Origin of the sequence: Shewanella marinintestina, assembly GCF_023283845.1 — a bacterium.
GTDB lineage: Bacteria > Pseudomonadota > Gammaproteobacteria > Enterobacterales > Shewanellaceae > Shewanella > Shewanella marinintestina.
Genome location: NZ_JAKILC010000004.1, coordinates 179,135 through 196,257, shown reverse-complemented (window position 1 = coordinate 196,257; position 17,123 = coordinate 179,135). Strand labels below are relative to the sequence as shown.

Sequence of the window (17,123 nt, the reverse complement as noted above, 5' to 3'; positions counted from 1 at the left end):
TTCATACTTGAATCAGTTACTATTTTTGGAGCCATTATGAAATCATCAATTATCGCCGCCGTCGTTTCTGCAGTTATCGCTTCAAGCAGCATGATTACCACAGCTCATGCTGCTGATGTGGACTTCCCTCATTTAAATACCATAGGCAGCAGTGAAATCGCCGTCAAAGCCGATATGGCTGAAGTAAACGTTGAAGTGGTCATTAAAGCTAAAACCGCTCAAGACGCTAAAAGCGGATCAGACAAAGCTGTGGCAAGCTTCCTAGCCCGCCTTGAAAAAGCCGGCATAGATAAAGCGCTTATTCAGAGCGCCAATATCAATTTGCAGCCGCAATATCACTATGAAAAAAATAAGCCTAACCAGCTTATTGGTTACAACGCCAATCGCCGCATCAAGGTAACGGTAATGGATCTTGCCAAGCTCAATGACATCCTCGACTCAGCACTTGAGCAAGGTATTAACCGCATCAATAACATTGCGCTTAAGTCGAGTAAAGAAGCTGAGTATGTCGAGCAAGCCAGAATGGCTGCGATTAAAGATGCCCAACAAAAAGCCAAAACCTTAGCCGCGGGCTTTGGTGAAGAAATCGATGGCGTATGGGAGATCAGCTACTTCGAGCAGCGCCCAATTCAACCTGTCATGCTACGTATGAACTCAGAAGCTAAAAGCTTCGATGCAGGCCAAAGCTACCAGCAAGGGCAAGTGATGATCCAAGATAGAGTTGAAGTGACCTATCGTTTAAAAGATTAGTCGTTTGAGGAGCAAGTCACGACTAAAATTCGTGCAGCTTAAAAACAACAAAGGCTTACCCGTTAAAGGCAAGCCTTTTTGCTTACTGAACCCACGCTGTTGGTGCCATTCAACAGGCTAAATAACGGACACGCTATAAAATATAGCGAATACCAATGGCGACACCGTCATCTTCGGTAAGCTGCTGCGCCGCCTCTTTATCTGGATCGCGGCTAGAGAAATCACTAAAGTCCTTACGCGCTTCTAGATACATAACCAAGCTATTATCCCAGTAATAGTGTACGCCAGCAAAAGCAAACTGGCGCTTAAACACATCGCCTGGGTGAACTCTTTCATACTCATCGCCAGCCTCTAAAATATTGTAAGAGGCCAAAATCTTAATATTATTATCGAAGTAGTAAGACACCAAAGACTCTAACCCGACTGCATCTTGTAAAAAGCGGCCCAAATTATCTGTGTCATGGTACTCGTTAGCATTCACATTCGCAGCGGCATAAAAACCAAATTGATCCCAGCCGCCCCAACTCGCGCCAACACCATAGATATAATCTGTTTCAGAAATTACTCGGCCACTGGCTGTTATGCCCTCTGGCTCACCAATATTTCCGCCTGCTGTTAAGGTAAACATTGAAGTAACGTTATAAGTTAAGCCCACACCGTAAGTGTTATCGTATTCAGTCATCACCAAACGGTTTGGGTTACCAGAATTGTCATCAGGGATATCCGATACGCTGTTTTTCAGCTGCATCTGCACCGCCATACTAAAATCACCAAAGCTATTACGGTACTGAATGATTTTATCACCACGACCGACACCATTAATGGCACCGTCAGACTTGTTATAAGTGTAAGTTCCCGAGGCATTACCATCCCAAACCATGCCATAGTTGGTGTTGTATACGACATCGTACCAAGCACCCCATTGCTTACCAATAGAAACAGAACCGTAATCATCGTGACTCAGACCGACATAACCGAGACGATTATTGAGAAAGTCACCGCTTTTAGTTTCAAAATTACTTTCACTGCTATAAGAAATCGTGCTGTTACCGAATGGATTTACCCCCCACTCCAGTTTGACGTAGCTCTTCCAGTCATTCGACATATTGCGAGTAAAGGCGAAGTTAATCCGCGAGCTACCGTTGACCACTTCAGTGACGCCCTGAGTATCAATCACTCGAGCATCAACATAACCACCAATCTCAAATACATTCTTGTCATCTTTATAGACTTCAACGGCAAAGCAATTCGGCACAAAGGCCAAAGCCGCAAAAGGACATAGTGCTAGCACTTTTTTCATGGGATCTCCAACCTTGGGTATCAATTCATCAATCCGTTTTTCTGATTTTGCTTAAGCGTTTTAAGCAAAATAAATATTCTGTGAATTGAATGATTAAATTCAGGATTCACTAAATAAAAACATAGCAAATAAATGACTTAATACAAGTTGAAGCCAAAAGTGATAAAGGTTTTAAATGCAGGCATATGGCGCGACAAACTAGAACAAAACAGCTAACCAAATTTAGATTACAAGTTCGCTAGCCGTTTTCGAAGATATGATATCAAACAGTATTGAGGTAAGTATTAGATCTGTTCTAGCATTGTAGGTTCAAATTGCTCAACACTAATACTCAAACCTAAAGAGGCTATTTTATCGTTAAGCTGATTTAAATCTTGCTCAACGGTTGCAAGAGTTAAGGTATTGTCATCTAGGGTGTATACCTGTTTTAAGCTGACAAAATAGAAGCTTAAAATAATAAATGCGTTTGGCTCATTATTTTCGGCAGCTTGCTTTATCTTAGCGAGCTTGCGGTAAATTTGATTATGTAACTGCTTTAAACGCCACACATAATAAACTTCTTGAAAAAATGGCTTCTGCTTTTGGCTGTTTAATACCGCGCTGCAAACCGCTAATGCTAACACCACGCCAATAACATTAAGATGAAAGTTACCTGTTGATTCGCCACTTACCGCAGCTGGCGCACCAAAAAAGTGAATAAGTATTGCGCCAAATACCAAAGCTAATATCGCCAAGCTAGCGACAAAGCTCATGATCACCTTATTAGTGTTCTTACGGTAAGTTGTTTTATCAATATCCATCAATTGCATGTTATTTCTCTTTTTATCAAGTCGGTATTTACGCTGATTACATATGCCATGGTTTAGCCCAAGACTTAAACCACTCAAGCTTACCACTTATCGATAAACTCTAGATGAAATATCACTCATCAGATCCACAGAACTTTACTTAAATTGATTTGTATTTTACCCACAAACTTGGCAACTTAAGCCAAACCTTAAATAGCGACAGCTAAGCCAACCGAGTTCACAATTTTTGGCAAACCAGCTATTAGCAGTAAAAACATCTAGACGTCTAAATTGACAGACGTCTTTCAATCTCATATCCTCTCACCTATTGAGATGTACCATTCTATGATTTAGCGATAACTAATGAATAGTTTGTTCCAGCTAGGAGGGCAATGGGAACAATGGTTCAAAGACTGATAGAAGATAAGAGAGATAACATTGACGACTTCCAGTAATGCCCCAGAAGCCCAAACCGCAAAAACGGCTCCATCGTTTTTAGCCCTGACGCCACTATTTTTATTTTTAGCGCTATTTATTGGTGCTGGCGTTTACTTTCAAAGCCAAGGTGTAGACTTTGCCTTTTATCAATTACCAAGTGTAGTGGCAATTTTACCCGCCATTATCTTTGCTATTTTGATTTCAAAGCAAAAGCTTAACCAATCAATAGAAACCTTCTTAAACGGCATTGGCCACTCAAATATCATCGCAATGTGTATGATTTATTTACTGGCGGGTGCATTTGCTTCAGTAGCCAAAGCGACTGGTGGTGTTGACGCTACTGTTGCCCTAGGTTTGTCTTTAGTGCCATCAAGTTTACTACTACCTGGGTTCTTCGTGATTGCCGCGTTTATCGCAACCGCAATGGGCACCTCTATGGGTACCATCGCAGCTGTAGCACCAATTGCACTAGGCGTTGCCAACGAAGCGCAAATCGACTTGGCCATTATGGCGGGTGCGGTAATTTCAGGTGCACTTTTTGGTGATAACTTATCAATTATTTCTGACACGACCATTGCAGCCACCCGCACCCAAGGTTGTGAAATGAAAGACAAGTTCCGAGAGAACCTGATTTTCGCTATCCCAGCTTCAATCATTACCTTGGTAATTTTTACTTTAGCTGGCCAAGGTCAAGCACAAGTGGCAGCTCAGGAAATTGATTTTGTTAAAGTCATTCCTTACTTAACGATTTTGTTCTTAGCCGTTGCCGGCCTTAACGTATTTGTTGTACTGACTATCGGCATTCTGCTTGCAGGTATTACTGGCATCGCCACCATGGATTACGGTGTAATCCAATTCGGTCAAGATATCTATGCTGGTTTCGGTAGCATGCAAGAGATCTTCATCCTTTCTATGCTAGTCGGTGGTTTAGCTGCGCTAATGCAGCAACAAGGTGGTCTAGCATTTGTAAGCCAACAGATTGAAAAGCTAATTAGTCGTTTCTCTAAAGCCAAAGGCGAAGCATCGTGCCGTGCATCAGAGCTAGGTATGGCCGCTATTGTGGCAGCAACCAACACTTGTGTAGCAAATAACACAGTATCGATTGTGGTTACTGGTGACATCGCTAAAGATCTTGCTCAAAAGCATGGTGTAACACCTAAGCGCGCAGCAAGTATCTTAGATATTTTCTCTTGTATCATTCAAGGCCTTATCCCTTACGGTGCACAAGCTCTGCTGGTTGCTTCAACCTTCAGTTTATCGCCATTAACAGTTGTTACTCACGCTTGGTACTGCATGATCTTAGCGGTTGTTGCTGTTGCCATCGTTATCTTGCGTAAACGTAATTAATCAGGCAGGTTGTAGCTTTTAGGTACTAAAATCTGTTCATAAAGAACTGATTAATCCCATCAAGGAGTACATGAAAATGTACTCCTTTTTGCTGTTTATTACGCCGTGAAATCACAGCAGGATAGCTATGAGCAACACATTAGAACATCAATCTATGCAGTATGATCTGCACCGCCTAGTGGTGGTGATGATTTTTATGGGAGCATTAATTGCGGCGATAGGCGTGTCGCTATCAGTTTGGTTTGAATACCAAAATATTGGCTCAGAAGTGCTTAATCAACGCGCTGATTTTTTAGGCGACTATACCTATACCCGCTACGCATTTATCTACAACATCTCTTTGATGATAGCCGGCTTATGTATTGTGTTGTCTATGGTGGCCTTGTTTCTATTAAAGCTGGGCTACTTCAGTAATTACCTATCTTTGATTGGCGCTTGGGTTGGCTTTTGCGTGATCTTGATGGGCATTTTTCCTATCAACTATTTAGAAACCCATAGACTCGTTTCAACCTGTTTTTTAGTGGGTACAGTACTTATGTACTTTCTGTGTATTACCGATAAATTTAACCACAATTCAGCCTGCAGTTGGCCAGTATTTTTTATTAGTGTTTTGGGCTTTATTGCCGCATCAGGACTGGTTTTTCAGTTAAACTGGCACACCTTAGATTTTACTCCCTGTGACAAGCCCCATACTCAAAGCCATTACTGCTGGGTGCCTATCACTATGTGGGCACAAACCAATATAGTAATGATCTGGTGTCTAGCCCACGCATGGGGAATTCGTAAAGTGGCAATAATAAACCAGCAGTCACTGGCGCAGCATTATTTGGCTCCTGAGTAGTCCTGTTATTTACAAAGTATTGAAAGACAGTGCTAACGATGGAGCACTAACACTACAATTAACTCTACGCTCACAGTTCTATACGCTGAGCATTAAGTATTAATAAAGAGCACCAATCTCCAATGAGACTCGCAAAATACCTCGCATTAACCGGCTGCTGTTCACGCCGTGCTGCCACCCGTTTTATCAGAGATGGCTTGGTACGCATTGGTGAACGTCAAGCAAACCATGTTGATACAGTCACTATTATCGACACTGCAGACGGCCAACAATGCTTAGAGCTGATTTACGTTAACGATGAGCTCGTTGCTAATGTTGAAGCGAAGGCTTATTGGTTATTTAACAAAGCTGTAGGCACTGACAGCCGCCTACTACCAGACTTACCAAACAGTTTATTGCATCTATTGCCGACCTCTCCAAGGCTTTATCCAGTTGGCCGTCTTGATAAAGACAGTCGTGGTCTACTGATTTTAACCAACGATGGTGAGCTGACGCACAAGCTGATGCATCCAGATTTTGGTCATGCTAAGACTTACCATGTGCAAGTTGACCGTGCTTTTGATGATGCTTTTCTGTCGAGCATGGCCGCAGGGGTCAGCTATAAAGATGTCGTCACTTTACCTTGTGTGATGAGCCGTTTAGGCTCTGATAAATATCAGATAACCTTAACCCAAGGTTTAAACCGCCAGATTAGGCGTATGTCGCAAGCCTTGGGATTTAAGGTTATCGACCTTAAACGAGTGTCGATTCAGAGTTTGCAGTTGGGGGATTTGCCTGAGGGTGAGATGAGACCTTTAAGTTCCGATGAACTAAAGAAATTGTTAGCTTCTGTTGCTTAAGATTTAGGTTCGAGTTAACCATTAAACTTTGTCTTACCAATATGGCAAAACGACAACTCAACAAATCACCAAAAATCAAAAAAGCCGAAACACTTTCATGTTTCGGCTTTGGCATCCAAAAGACCTATCTAACCTTGGTCTATCAAGGTCGAAAATTAATGAACAATTTCCATTTCTTCTAGTAGGTTATCGGCATTATCAAGGTACTTCATTACCCAAAGCATATAACGGCTATCCACTTGGATAGAACGGTTAGTCTGTGGATCGTAACCCCAATCACCAATGATACTCTCGTATACACCATCAAACAGTAAGCCAACAAGCTCTGCACGGCCATTTAACGTTGGTGAACCTGAATTACCACCTGTGGTATCAAGCGTTGATAGGAAGTTAACTGGCACAGAATCCAGTGATTTCACGTAGTAATCACCATATTGCTTATTCGCAATAAGTTCTAACTGCTTAACTGGCGCGTTAAACGGCTCAACACCTGTGTCTTTGGCTAAAATACCTTCTAGGCGAGTAAACGGCACAGCTTTAAGACCATCTTCAGGTGAGTAACCTTTCACGTGACCCACTGTAACACGTAGGCTTGAGTTAGCGTCTGCGTAAACAGGCTTACCTTGCTCACGGTTATAGGCAATGATGGCATCCATGTATTGTGGACGTACCTTCATTAAATCACCCGCTAACTGCTTTTCCGCTTTTTCACGCTTCATGCGCTCGTCATAAGTCGCAATAGCATATTGAATAAATGGATCTTTCGACTTTTTAAACTCAGCGACAGATTTGTCCATCCAAGCCAGACGTGTGTCTTTGTCAGACAGCTTAGTGTTGGCGTACATCTTATCTAACGTCTTGTTAAACTTAGCCATGTCAAACTTGTTGCCAATCCCAAAGGCTTTATCAAACGCTGGTAAACGCTGATCTTTTGGTAATGCGGCATAACGGCTGATTAGATCTGCAAGTATCGCTTTATCTACACTAGCCGCATAACGGCGCTCAATACGCTCCATACCAGAGGTAAAGCGAGTCATATCGCGATCTTGATAACCAGGCTCACGTTGCATATCAGGTAACGCTTTTTCATTAGCTAGACGGTACAGGCTATTTGCCGTGCTCATCATAGTACTATAGCCCATGTAACTTAGCAGTAAATCGCGCTCTTGGCCTTGCTGCCCCTTGGCAATTAACTTATCAAGTTGCGCTAACACCTCGCCGTATTTAGCCTGGCGCTTTTTATCAGCTTTAATCCAGTTTGCTAGGTCTTGCTCTAGGCCTTTACGATCATCAAGCATGGTTGATTTACCGTAAAACTCGATCATTGAAGTGAAGTTTTTCGCGTAGTTTGCTAGACCAGCAATCGAGCTTTCATACTTAATACGCTCATCGCTGCCTTCTGGCGCAGTCTCTTTGATAATATCAATAATGCGCTCACGTAGAATTTTACCTTCTGGGTAAGCCCACTCAAATTGGTTCTCAACTTCGTTAGCGGTGCGGTAGCGATTAGTACGGCCTGGATAACCTGCGACCATCACGAAATCGCCTTCACTGACGCCTTTAGCTGAGACTTTCAAGAAGCTCTTTGGCTCAAAAGGTACGTTGTCTTTACTAAAGTCTGCTGGCTTACCATCTTTAGATACATAAGCACGATAGAAAGAGTAATCGCCTGTATGGCGTGGCCACATCCAGTTATCAACATCGCCGCCGTACTTACCCACGCTAGCTGCTGGGTTATACACTAAACGTACGTCGCGAATTTCTAGCTGCTTAACGAGGTAATATTCTAAGCCACCGTGGAAGCTATAAACTTTACAGCGGTAACCATCTTCTTTTTCACACTCAGCGACTAAGCTCTTTTCTTGTTGCTCAATGCCTTTATAAAATGCGTTACCCGTTTCACCTTCAAGGCCATTTTTCACTTTATCGGTTACATCGACTACGCTTTCGGTCACGTACACACGTGAGCCCGGAGTAGCAGGAAGCTCGTCAGCAAAGGTCTTGGCTAAAAAGCCATCGCGTAGTAAGTTATTTTCTGGAGTAGAGTTATATTGGATAGAGCCATAAGCACAGTGATGGTTAGTCACAACCAGGCCCTTTGGTGATACAAATGACGCCGTACATCCACCTAAGCTTATTACTGCGTTCATTGGGAATTCGGTCAATTTAGAAATCGAGTTAACATCGATTTCTAAGCCCTTTGCTTTCAGTTCATCAGCCATTGCTGGAAGCTGGTAAGGCTGCCACATACCTTCGTCAGCTAGAGCGCCAAAAGAGGTCGCGATAGCTGCTGTCAAAAGCCATTTTTTCATTTTTATAAGTCCATTTTTTTATTTATTAAAAATATTATTTTGATTTTTTCTGTTGATTGCTTGTTCGTCACCACAGCTTTAAGCTTGGTTTTTACTTCTCTATTATTTAAAAGTATTTAGGCCCAAAAACAAAAAAGCCGAGCCAATATTTTCATATTAGTGCTCGACTTTATCACATGATGCGCGGGTAACAACAGCCTATGAATTACTCTCTTACAAAGCAGTGTTCCTAACCATAAGCGTTATTTTCTCGCTATAAATTCAATTATAGCGCAACCCAAAGCTGGGCCAAGATAATAGTTAAACCCGCTAAGCCCGCTAAGGCTAATGCGCCATTACCACCACTCACTTGGTAACCACCTAGGTTCTGCTTACGCTGACGAATCGCCATAGCAATCGGTAGGAAGATAATCATCACTACCAATGGAATTGCTGCATAACCCAAGACCTTATAGAAACCATCTGGGTAGTACAGTGCGCACAATAGCGGTGGTATAAAAGTAAGTAACCAAGTTTGTGCGCGACCTAAAGCGTTTTCTTTAGCGCGAGTCAGTTCAGCAATGTAGTCAAATAAACTCATGGTCACACCAAGGAAAGATGTTACCAAGGCTAAGTTTGCAAACAGATCGATAAACTGCTGTAAAATTGATGACTCAGCCACACCTTGTAGCGCTGACACTAACTGAGGTAAAGAGCCATCAAAAGCATAAACGGTTTTACCACCTAAAGTGCCTAAGGTCACCATTAACCACAGGATATAGCACACGAGTGGAATGGTTGAACCGATAATCAAGACTTTACGCAGTGACATGGCGTCGCCATCTAAGTAACGCACGATTGTCGCGATACAGACATGGAAACCAAATGAGGTAAATACAATGGGGATCGCCGCTAACCAAAGGTTAGTTAGGTCTTGCCCAGCCACTAAGCCTTCTGTTGAGTCTTTCATCATTAGACTCATATCGACTTCTGGTAGTAAATACGCCACCACAATCACTAACAGCGCTATCATCGAAGTGAATAAAACCCGCGACACTTTATCAATCCAGCGTACTCCAACGGCAATCAAACCACCAAAAATGGCCGTAAAGATTAACACGGCGATTTGGTTATCCATCTCCATGCCAACAAGATCCATCTTTGATTCAAGCAGCGACGAGCCACCCATCAGATACACCATGGTTAATGCAAATAATAAACTTAAGAAAGACGCACCTTGAAAGAGTTGTCCTACACGGCCTAAAGTCTTGCCGGTAATCGAGTGCATATTAAGCCCTACACCGGTGCGCAAATTGATTTCAAGCATCAATAGCGAGGTGTAAATTGATACGCCCCAAATAGCGATAAGTAATAGCAGTGCGGGAATTGTGCCTAACGATGCGGTTGCCAATGGCAACGCCAACATACCGCCACCAATTGCCGTTCCGGCAACAATGGCAATCGAGCCAAGTATTTTTGAGTTCACAAAATTGTCCTGTTAAATTTTATAATTTATTTTTGTAGGTCAGATTTAGAACGACTTTGAGGGAGAGAATTTTGCAAGTTAACAATATCAATAACTGCCCCCAATCGAATCTGGTCATCATCGACCTTGAAGATTCCAATTGGCCCCAACGGCTAGTTAAATAAAACGTGTATTCACCTTATCAACTTAGCCACTGAGGCTGGATAAATCGTGGAAAATACAGAGTGAATTGCTTCATTACGGCTCTTTCTCTAAAAAATGACTGACACGACATTAACAGCAGTATTCCCTGTGGGCAAGCCCTCTAGGGCACTTAAAATCAACTTGGCACGACTCGTTAACATGAGCGTAAAGATTAAGCGACAGCTACGTTACTTAGTCCTAAATTACCGATTAATTTATTGCTCGCTTTCGCTTTAGCGTTGAAAAAAACAGCGCAGTCGCTATAATGCCGCCTCCGCTTCAGGGGAGTAGCTATCAGTAAACTGATGCAACTGCATGCAATGGCAGTCCGCGCCGGTTATTGAGTGTGTATCAACATAATTGGCCATATGCCATGGTACATACAGCAGTTCAAAACGTCGGTTTTGAGTCTGCCCAGCAAGACCTGAGCACCGCACCTCTTAAATTTGGGGAAGAGCTGCCGTGCTTAGTTATTGCTAATAAGTCCCCATTACAGGATCAACTCTTGGAAGCACTGCTCGCCTCAACCTTTACTGTTGCTATCGCTGAAATCGGTGATAAAACTCAGCTACTCGCGCTAATTTTAGCTGCACGCTTTAAAAATAAAACTGCAATTGTACTCGGCATTTTTCTCTCAACCTTAATCAATCACTTTGCCGCCGCTTGGCTAGGCCAATGGGCTATCTCATGGATAAGCCCTGATGTTGGCCGCTACTTAGTTGCCGCTTCATTTTTTGCTATTGCTCTGTGGGTACTTATTCCGGATAAAGTTGATGCTGAAGAAAGCCGCTTTTATGCAATGGGACCATTCTTAGCCACTTTTGTTTTGTTCTTTATTGCGGAGATGGGTGATAAAACCCAGATAGCGACTATGGTGTTATCGGCGAAATACGATGCTTTGGCTATGGTGGTGCTGGGGACAACCTTGGGGATGTTAATAGCCAATGTGCCAGTGGTTATTGCTGGTCACTTTAGTGCAGAAAAGCTACCGATGAGCTGGATCCACCGCGGCTGTGCCGTGTTATTTGCACTACTCGGTGTGGCAACCTTAATTTTTTAGATAAAACAAAGAGTTTACTCTTAAATAACTCGCCCTCTGCAACATAGAAGAAACAGCTTTATAGATCGGCATTTATGCCGTCAAATTTAGCTATGAAACCATGAACCTGATGGGCTAAAGCCCAACCTATAAAAGAAAAGGCAAAACAGTATAACTGTTTTGCCTTTTTTGTTGCTGACTGATGGCTAACGCTTACTAAAGCAAAGTTAGCGGAATCGCGTTACATGCCGATTGCGCTTTTAACACGCTGACCGTAGTCACTGTCAGCTGCAGTAAAGTGCTCTACCATCTTCAGTTTAGTCGCTTCGCTTACTACACTTAATGTACCAGCGATGTTAGCAATCAAGCGCGCTTTTTCATCTTCTGGCAGTAAACGATATAAGTCACCTGCTTGACTGAAATCATCTTGGTCGTAACGACTGTAGCGGTCAGCTTCGCCATCTAAACGCAGTGGTGGCTCAGCAAATTGCGCTTGGTCTTGCAAGCCATCAAAACTGTTTGGTCCGTAGTTTCTGCTTGCATCACCACCTGTTTGGCTACCAGAGAATGGACACTGTGTACCCGCCATTGCTCCGCCACGCTGATGATGATTAGCCGTTGTTGCATGTGGGCAGTTAACAGCTAACTGGTTGTAGTTGGCACCAATACGGTAGCGCTGAGCGTCAGCATAAGCGAACAAACGTGCTTGCAGCATCTTATCTGGCGATGCCCCTACACCTGGTACCAAGTTGCTTGGCGCTAATGCCACTTGCTCAACTTCTGCAAAGTAGTTTTGCGGTAAACGGTTTAGCTCTAGCTCACCAATTTCAATCAGCGGGTAATCAGCGTGTGGCCATACTTTAGTTAGATCAAATGGGTTGATCTTGTAAGTATTTGCCTCAGATTCTGGCATGATTTGCACTTTAACAGCCCATTTAGGGAAGTTACCATCGGTGATCGCTGCAACCATATCGCGCTGTGATGAATCAGGGTCAATACCTTTAAGAATATCAGCCTGTTCAGCCGTTAAGTTAGCGATGCCTTGCTTAGTCTTGAAGTGGAACTTCACCCAGAAACGCTCACCTTCTGCATTCCAGAAAGAGAATGTGTGTGAACCAAAGCCGTGCATTTGACGGTAGTTAGCAGGAATACCACGATCTGACATCAACACGGTAACTTGATGCATAGCTTCAGGGTTTAGTGCCCAGAAGTCCCACATTGCGTGTGGATCTTTAAGGTTAGTTTGTGGGTTACGCTTTTGCGTATGAATAAAATCAGGGAACTTAATACCGTCACGCAAGAAGAATGTTGGCGTATTATTACCTACAATATCGTGGTTACCACGAGTAGTGTAAAAACGTAGGCCAAAGCCACGTGGGTCACGCTCTGCATCTGCAGAACCCATTTCGCCACCGACTGTCGAGAAGCGAACAAAAGTTTCAGTCTCTTTACCGACACCGTTAAAGTGGTCAGCTATTGTGTATTCACTCATATCACGAGTCAGAGTGAACTTACCATAAACGCCAGTACCTTTAGCGTGCACGATACGCTCAGGAATTCGCTCACGGTTAAAATGCGCCAGCTTCTCAATAAGGTGCCAATCTTGAAGTAATAACGGGCCACGCTCACCTGCTGATAATGAGTTTTGGTCATCACTAATTGGTGCGCCGTTTTGTGCAGTAAGAACTCGATTTTGCTGACTCATAAATTACTCCTGATCTTGGCTATCTTCGAGCCAAGTTTCGATTAAATCAAATAGTGTGGCCATGGTTTATCCTCTATATGCGATACGCTATGGCGATATGGCATCAATGCCGTATGTCGATGAACTGATAATAGGCCCACAACCGAAAATAAGAAAACGATTAAAATAGATAACGCTAAACTGAATTGCAGATTAATATTTTTTTGGAAGTGGCTCTAAAAATAAAAACTAATTTAATTAGGGAGCTGGAGAATAGTCCGCAAGCACGATTCTAATCTTGATGTTAATCAATCAATGAATTGTTCAGATTTTTACACTGGTTCGGTATCGCAATTAAGGGGAGGAATGCTAAAAAAATGCTACATCTTGATGTAAGTGCGGGATTTTATTGGAAAGGAAACGTTTTAAATTCTATTTACATTTGTTAAATAGAGGCGAAATGAGCGAGTTTCGCCTCGTTAGTTACGATTTTTACACTTAAATAGCCATTGATATAGATTGTCACTTGTTAGCTGTCGTCTTTTAATTTAGCGTTAACTTGATAAAGTTTAACCAGATAATAAGCATCAATCAGTACAATGAAGAAATTGACTAGCGCTACAGGAATAGCATCAATGGCTAATCCATAGGCCACAAATAGCGCTGCACCAACAAGGTTCCACCAGCGTAACTTCTTGATATTAGACATCATCAATGAGATTGCGACGACAACTGACGCTAAGTATCCCACCCACTCCCATATTGTTGCGTTATCCATTACGCTATCCTCATATTATCAGTACTGATCTGAATAAAAGTCTGAGTTAATTTTAGGTCATATCAATAGGCTTTAGCTAAATAAAGCTGTTGTTTAACGCTTAACGACCGCTGCTGTCATTCGAGAAATACAGCAAAGTTCACCCGCACTATTATGAATAAGCACTTCCCAAACCGAACTGCGCTTCCCTAAATGAACTGGCTTAGCTGTAGCCGTTAACGTACCATTACGTGACGCTTTAAGATGGTTAGCATTAATCTCTTGTCCCACACAGTAATAGTTTTCAAAATCGACCGCGAAATTTGCTGCATAGCTCGCGACAGTTTCAGCTAGAGCCACGTTTGCACCGCCATGAACAATGCCCAGCGGATTGTGAATAGCGGGCGATGCAGGCATAGTTGCAACCATATAGTCTTCACCAATTTCGGTAATGGTGATCCCCATGGTTTGCATCAAGGTGCCTTTACCATGCATACCTGCATCCATTTTTGCACAGACTTCAAGCGTTACTGGCTTAAACCAAATCGACATCTTCTATTTCCAAAAATACTATTAGTGCAACTAGTCTACTTTGTCTGCAAAGATCTTTAAACCTATCAAAATTTTCTGGGTGGTTTTAACTGGTGAATCGATAATTTGATTCGCTGGCAGGAATGGCTGAAACCAACGACAGAATGAAAGTTTGAAGTCAGTATAAAAAAGCCCAAACAGCGGATTTGCTATTTGGGCTGAATTGGCGCGCGACTAGGCTTAATATTTTTTGTCGATGACGCAAATGCGTCCAACTTAATGTGCCTAGCCGCGGCCATAGGGTAAAGCATTGCAGTCAAACTAATTGTTACTGAGTAGCATTAATAACGCACAAAATACTCAAGTAAACTTAAGCGACCATTAATCGCGATTAAAGAAGCTCTTCCACTGCGTCTAGTGTGAGCTTAATCATGTCATTTAGCGTTTGCTGACGCTCTTCTGCAGTTAAATGCAGACCTTGGCGAATGTGGTCAGTTACCGTCATCATGGCTAATGCGTTAGCACCAAATTCAGTTGCTACGCCATAAAGGCCAGCCGCTTCCATTTCGACGCCTAAGATACCGTACTTTTCCATCAAGTCGTAACGCTCTTCATCAGCGCAGTAGAACAGATCAGACGTATATAGGTTACCTACATGGTAGCTAGCACCTAGCTTTTCAGCAGAATCGGCAGCACGCTTAAGTAAGTTAAAGTCTGCAATCATCGCAAAATCAGTGTTAGCAAAACGAGTTCTGTTTACACCTGAATCAGTGCTTGCACCCATAGCAATAACGACGTCCATCAGCTTGATTTTATCGCTGATTGCACCACATGAGCCAATACGAATGATGTTTTCAACACCGTAATCTGTGATTAACTCTTTTGCGTAAATAGAGATTGACGGCACGCCCATGCCAGACCCCATTACAGAGATCTTCTTGCCTTTGTATTCACCTGTGTAGCCCAACATATTGCGCACGTCTGTAATCAATACAGCGTTTTCTAAGAAGTTGTCGGCAATGTATTTAGCACGTAGTGGGTCACCAGGCATTAATACTGTTTTAGCGAATGCACCGTTTTCGGCATTGATATGTGGAGTCATGATACTTCCTTAAAAATTGAGCAGTTGTTTGCGCTAGTAAACGACTGCTCTATATAAAAAATATAAACATTTCAAACTAAACTTAGAGGCGTATTAACCTGCTAAGCTGTAGAGCAAACCAGCAATAGTACCGCTCATTAAGTTAGCTAGAGCTGCAGCGATTAACGCCTTCATACCTAGTGCACTTAAATCGTGACGACGTTCAGGGCATAGTGCCGCTAAGCCACCAATCACCATGGCTAATGAACCAATGTTAGCGAAACCACACAGAGCAAAACTGATAATGATTTGCGTTTTTTCAGATAGCTGATCAGCCACCTTCAAAAAATCGATATAGGCAACAAACTCGTTAATCACCATCTTTTGGCCAATAAACGATGCCGCTTGTGTCGCTTCGCTCCAAGGTACTCCCATCACCCAAGCAAGCGGTGCCAGTAGGTAACCCAAAATAGCTTGCATGGTTAGGTCTTCAATACCAAACCAGCCACCGATACCACCAAGCATGCCGTTAACCATGGCGATAAGTGCAACGAATGCTAAAAGCAATGCAGACACAGACAAAACTTGTTGCATACCCATTGCAGCGCCACCAGCGGCTGCATCGAGTACGTTTGCAGGCTTGTCATCTACATCATCCATCACTTTTTTGATGTCGTTAGTTGGCGTTTCAGTTTCTGGCCACATTAATTTAGCAAACAGCAAACCTGCAGGCGCGGTCATAAATGCAGCGGTCAGTACGTATTTAACGTCAACCCCCATCTGGATATAACCAATCATGGTGCCACCAGCAACTGACGCTAACCCCCCCGTCATTACCGCAAATAGTTCAGAGCGAGTCATGTGCTTTACGAATGGGCGCACCATTGATGGCGCTTCAATTGGGCCAACAAAGATATTAGCCGTTGCAGATAACGATTCCGCGCGGCTAGAACCGAGTAACTTAGATAAGCCGCCACCAATCAGGCCAATAACTAACTGCATAATGCCTAGGTAATAAAGTACAGCAATCAATGCGCTAATAAATACCACTACAAATAACACATTAATCACAAAGATAAAGCCAACACCAAACTTAGCTAGGTCGCCAAACAGGAAGGTTAAACCTTCGTTAGCGTAGCCAATAACGTGCATTACGCCATTTGATGCGCCATCAAGCACCACTTGCCCCATTGGCACGTACATAACAAAGGCACCAAAAGCCACTTGGAATGCGAGAGCCCCTAATACTGTTCTAAGGTTAATTGCTTTTCTATTTTCTGATAAGGCCACTGCTAGTCCCATAAGACAAAGCATACCGAACAAACTGACGAAAACTTCCATAACTTTATTACCATTTAAATCTTGATGTGTCCGCAGTGTATACAGCCGGCAATTTGCTGCAAGGATATAGCGACAATTTAGCTTAGATAAATATGATTTTTAGCGGTTAATGGCGAGAATTGATAGCTAATAAAAATGATAGAACCTAATGGCAATACTAACCAAACATCAACCAAACAAGGTGGCAACCATCCCCAAACAAAAAGCCACCTAAAGCAACATTTGAAAGAGCTAATTAAGATTTAACGAAAGGGGTTGTTGCGAGTAAAACAGAACAAAAACAGATCAACTAACAACAAAACTGAAAGTTTATAACTGGAAAAATAAACTCTAAATAATAATTTTACTGCTAAAGCCACATTTTCAGCACTTACCATGAGATACGCTATTATTCATTGCATTCAATTAAACCAAGATTAAATTCCGC

General features: G+C 42.6%; 14 protein-coding genes. 5 read left to right on the top strand and 9 right to left on the bottom strand.

The window, feature by feature from the left end; genetic code table 11:
• The first annotated feature begins 36 nt into the window (after positions 1-36).
• Positions 37-750 (top strand): oxidative stress defense protein, encoded by a 714-nt coding sequence (locus tag L2747_RS06215; RefSeq protein WP_248998219.1) that lies wholly within the window; start codon positions 37-39, stop codon positions 748-750.
• 133 nt (positions 751-883) lie between these two features.
• On the opposite strand, the gene L2747_RS06210 is transcribed toward L2747_RS06215, so the two are convergent.
• Together L2747_RS06210 and L2747_RS06205 are read right to left on the bottom strand one after the other, a co-directional pair.
• A complete protein-coding gene (locus L2747_RS06210) occupies positions 884-2,050 on the bottom strand; it encodes a porin (protein ID WP_248998218.1) in 1,167 nt (388 codons plus the stop codon).
• A 284-nt stretch (positions 2,051-2,334) separates the two neighbouring features.
• Complete coding sequence (locus tag L2747_RS06205) at positions 2,335-2,859, bottom strand: DUF3087 domain-containing protein (RefSeq protein ID WP_248998217.1); 525 nt, start codon at positions 2,857-2,859, stop codon at positions 2,335-2,337.
• A 417-nt stretch (positions 2,860-3,276) separates the two neighbouring features.
• Here L2747_RS06205 and L2747_RS06200 point away from each other — a divergent pair, with 417 nt between their 5' ends.
• The 3 genes from L2747_RS06200 (at position 3,277) to L2747_RS06190 (ending at position 6,303) form a co-directional block, all read left to right on the top strand.
• Positions 3,277-4,623, top strand: a complete 1,347-nt coding sequence (locus tag L2747_RS06200) for a Na+/H+ antiporter NhaC family protein (protein ID WP_248998216.1) — start codon at positions 3,277-3,279, stop codon at positions 4,621-4,623.
• Between the two features lie 127 nt (positions 4,624-4,750).
• The gene (locus L2747_RS06195; protein WP_248998215.1) at positions 4,751-5,464 is read left to right on the top strand and encodes a hypothetical protein; all 714 of its coding nucleotides are present in this window, start codon (positions 4,751-4,753) and stop codon (positions 5,462-5,464) included.
• Positions 5,465-5,586: 122 nt separating this feature from the next.
• On the top strand, positions 5,587-6,303 hold the full coding sequence (locus L2747_RS06190; RefSeq protein WP_248998214.1) for a pseudouridine synthase: 717 nt from the start codon (positions 5,587-5,589) through the stop codon (positions 6,301-6,303).
• A gap of 155 nt (positions 6,304-6,458) precedes the next feature.
• On the opposite strand, the gene L2747_RS06185 is transcribed toward L2747_RS06190, so the two are convergent.
• Together L2747_RS06185 and L2747_RS06180 are read right to left on the bottom strand one after the other, a co-directional pair.
• Positions 6,459-8,615, bottom strand: coding sequence for a S46 family peptidase (locus L2747_RS06185; protein ID WP_248998213.1), 2,157 nt, complete (start codon positions 8,613-8,615; stop codon positions 6,459-6,461).
• 265 nt (positions 8,616-8,880) lie between these two features.
• Entirely contained in the window at positions 8,881-10,080 is a 1,200-nt protein-coding gene (locus tag L2747_RS06180; RefSeq protein WP_248998212.1) for an amino acid permease, read from the bottom strand.
• Between the two features lie 688 nt (positions 10,081-10,768).
• Here L2747_RS06180 and L2747_RS06175 point away from each other — a divergent pair.
• On the top strand, positions 10,769-11,323 hold the full coding sequence (locus tag L2747_RS06175) for a TMEM165/GDT1 family protein (RefSeq protein ID WP_248998312.1): 555 nt from the start codon (positions 10,769-10,771) through the stop codon (positions 11,321-11,323).
• A gap of 220 nt (positions 11,324-11,543) precedes the next feature.
• Here L2747_RS06175 and katB read toward each other — a convergent pair whose 3' ends face one another.
• The 5 genes from katB to L2747_RS06150 all read right to left on the bottom strand — a co-directional run bounded on the left by katB (position 11,544) and on the right by L2747_RS06150 (position 16,696).
• Positions 11,544-13,007 (bottom strand): catalase KatB, encoded by a 1,464-nt coding sequence (katB, locus tag L2747_RS06170; protein ID WP_248998211.1) that lies wholly within the window; start codon positions 13,005-13,007, stop codon positions 11,544-11,546.
• Between the two features lie 508 nt (positions 13,008-13,515).
• A complete protein-coding gene (locus L2747_RS06165; protein WP_248998210.1) occupies positions 13,516-13,764 on the bottom strand; it encodes a hypothetical protein in 249 nt (82 codons plus the stop codon).
• 93 nt (positions 13,765-13,857) lie between these two features.
• Entirely contained in the window at positions 13,858-14,295 is a 438-nt protein-coding gene (locus tag L2747_RS06160; protein ID WP_248998209.1) for a PaaI family thioesterase, read from the bottom strand.
• 370 nt (positions 14,296-14,665) lie between these two features.
• Positions 14,666-15,379 carry a purine-nucleoside phosphorylase gene (gene deoD, locus L2747_RS06155; RefSeq protein WP_248998311.1) on the bottom strand — a complete coding sequence of 238 codons (714 nt, stop codon included), beginning with the start codon at positions 15,377-15,379 and terminating at the stop codon, positions 14,666-14,668.
• A gap of 90 nt (positions 15,380-15,469) precedes the next feature.
• Complete coding sequence (locus L2747_RS06150) at positions 15,470-16,696, bottom strand: NupC/NupG family nucleoside CNT transporter (RefSeq protein WP_248998208.1); 1,227 nt, start codon at positions 16,694-16,696, stop codon at positions 15,470-15,472.
• Between the last annotated feature and the right edge of the window lie 427 nt (positions 16,697-17,123).

Excerpts from the sequence above, each read along its gene's own strand:
- L2747_RS06215 (WP_248998219.1), top strand. The coding sequence starts at position 37 with ATGAAATCATCAATTATCGCCGCCGTCGTTTCTGCAGTTATCGCTTCA.
- L2747_RS06210 (WP_248998218.1), bottom strand. The coding sequence starts at position 2,050 with ATGAAAAAAGTGCTAGCACTATGTCCTTTTGCGGCTTTGGCCTTTGTG.
- L2747_RS06205 (WP_248998217.1), bottom strand. The coding sequence starts at position 2,859 with ATGCAATTGATGGATATTGATAAAACAACTTACCGTAAGAACACTAAT.
- L2747_RS06195 (WP_248998215.1), top strand. The coding sequence starts at position 4,751 with ATGAGCAACACATTAGAACATCAATCTATGCAGTATGATCTGCACCGC.
- L2747_RS06190 (WP_248998214.1), top strand. The coding sequence starts at position 5,587 with ATGAGACTCGCAAAATACCTCGCATTAACCGGCTGCTGTTCACGCCGT.
- L2747_RS06185 (WP_248998213.1), bottom strand. The coding sequence starts at position 8,615 with ATGAAAAAATGGCTTTTGACAGCAGCTATCGCGACCTCTTTTGGCGCT.
- katB (WP_248998211.1), bottom strand. The coding sequence starts at position 13,007 with ATGAGTCAGCAAAATCGAGTTCTTACTGCACAAAACGGCGCACCAATT.
- L2747_RS06165 (WP_248998210.1), bottom strand. The coding sequence starts at position 13,764 with ATGGATAACGCAACAATATGGGAGTGGGTGGGATACTTAGCGTCAGTT.
- L2747_RS06160 (WP_248998209.1), bottom strand. The coding sequence starts at position 14,295 with ATGTCGATTTGGTTTAAGCCAGTAACGCTTGAAGTCTGTGCAAAAATG.
- L2747_RS06150 (WP_248998208.1), bottom strand. The coding sequence starts at position 16,696 with ATGGAAGTTTTCGTCAGTTTGTTCGGTATGCTTTGTCTTATGGGACTA.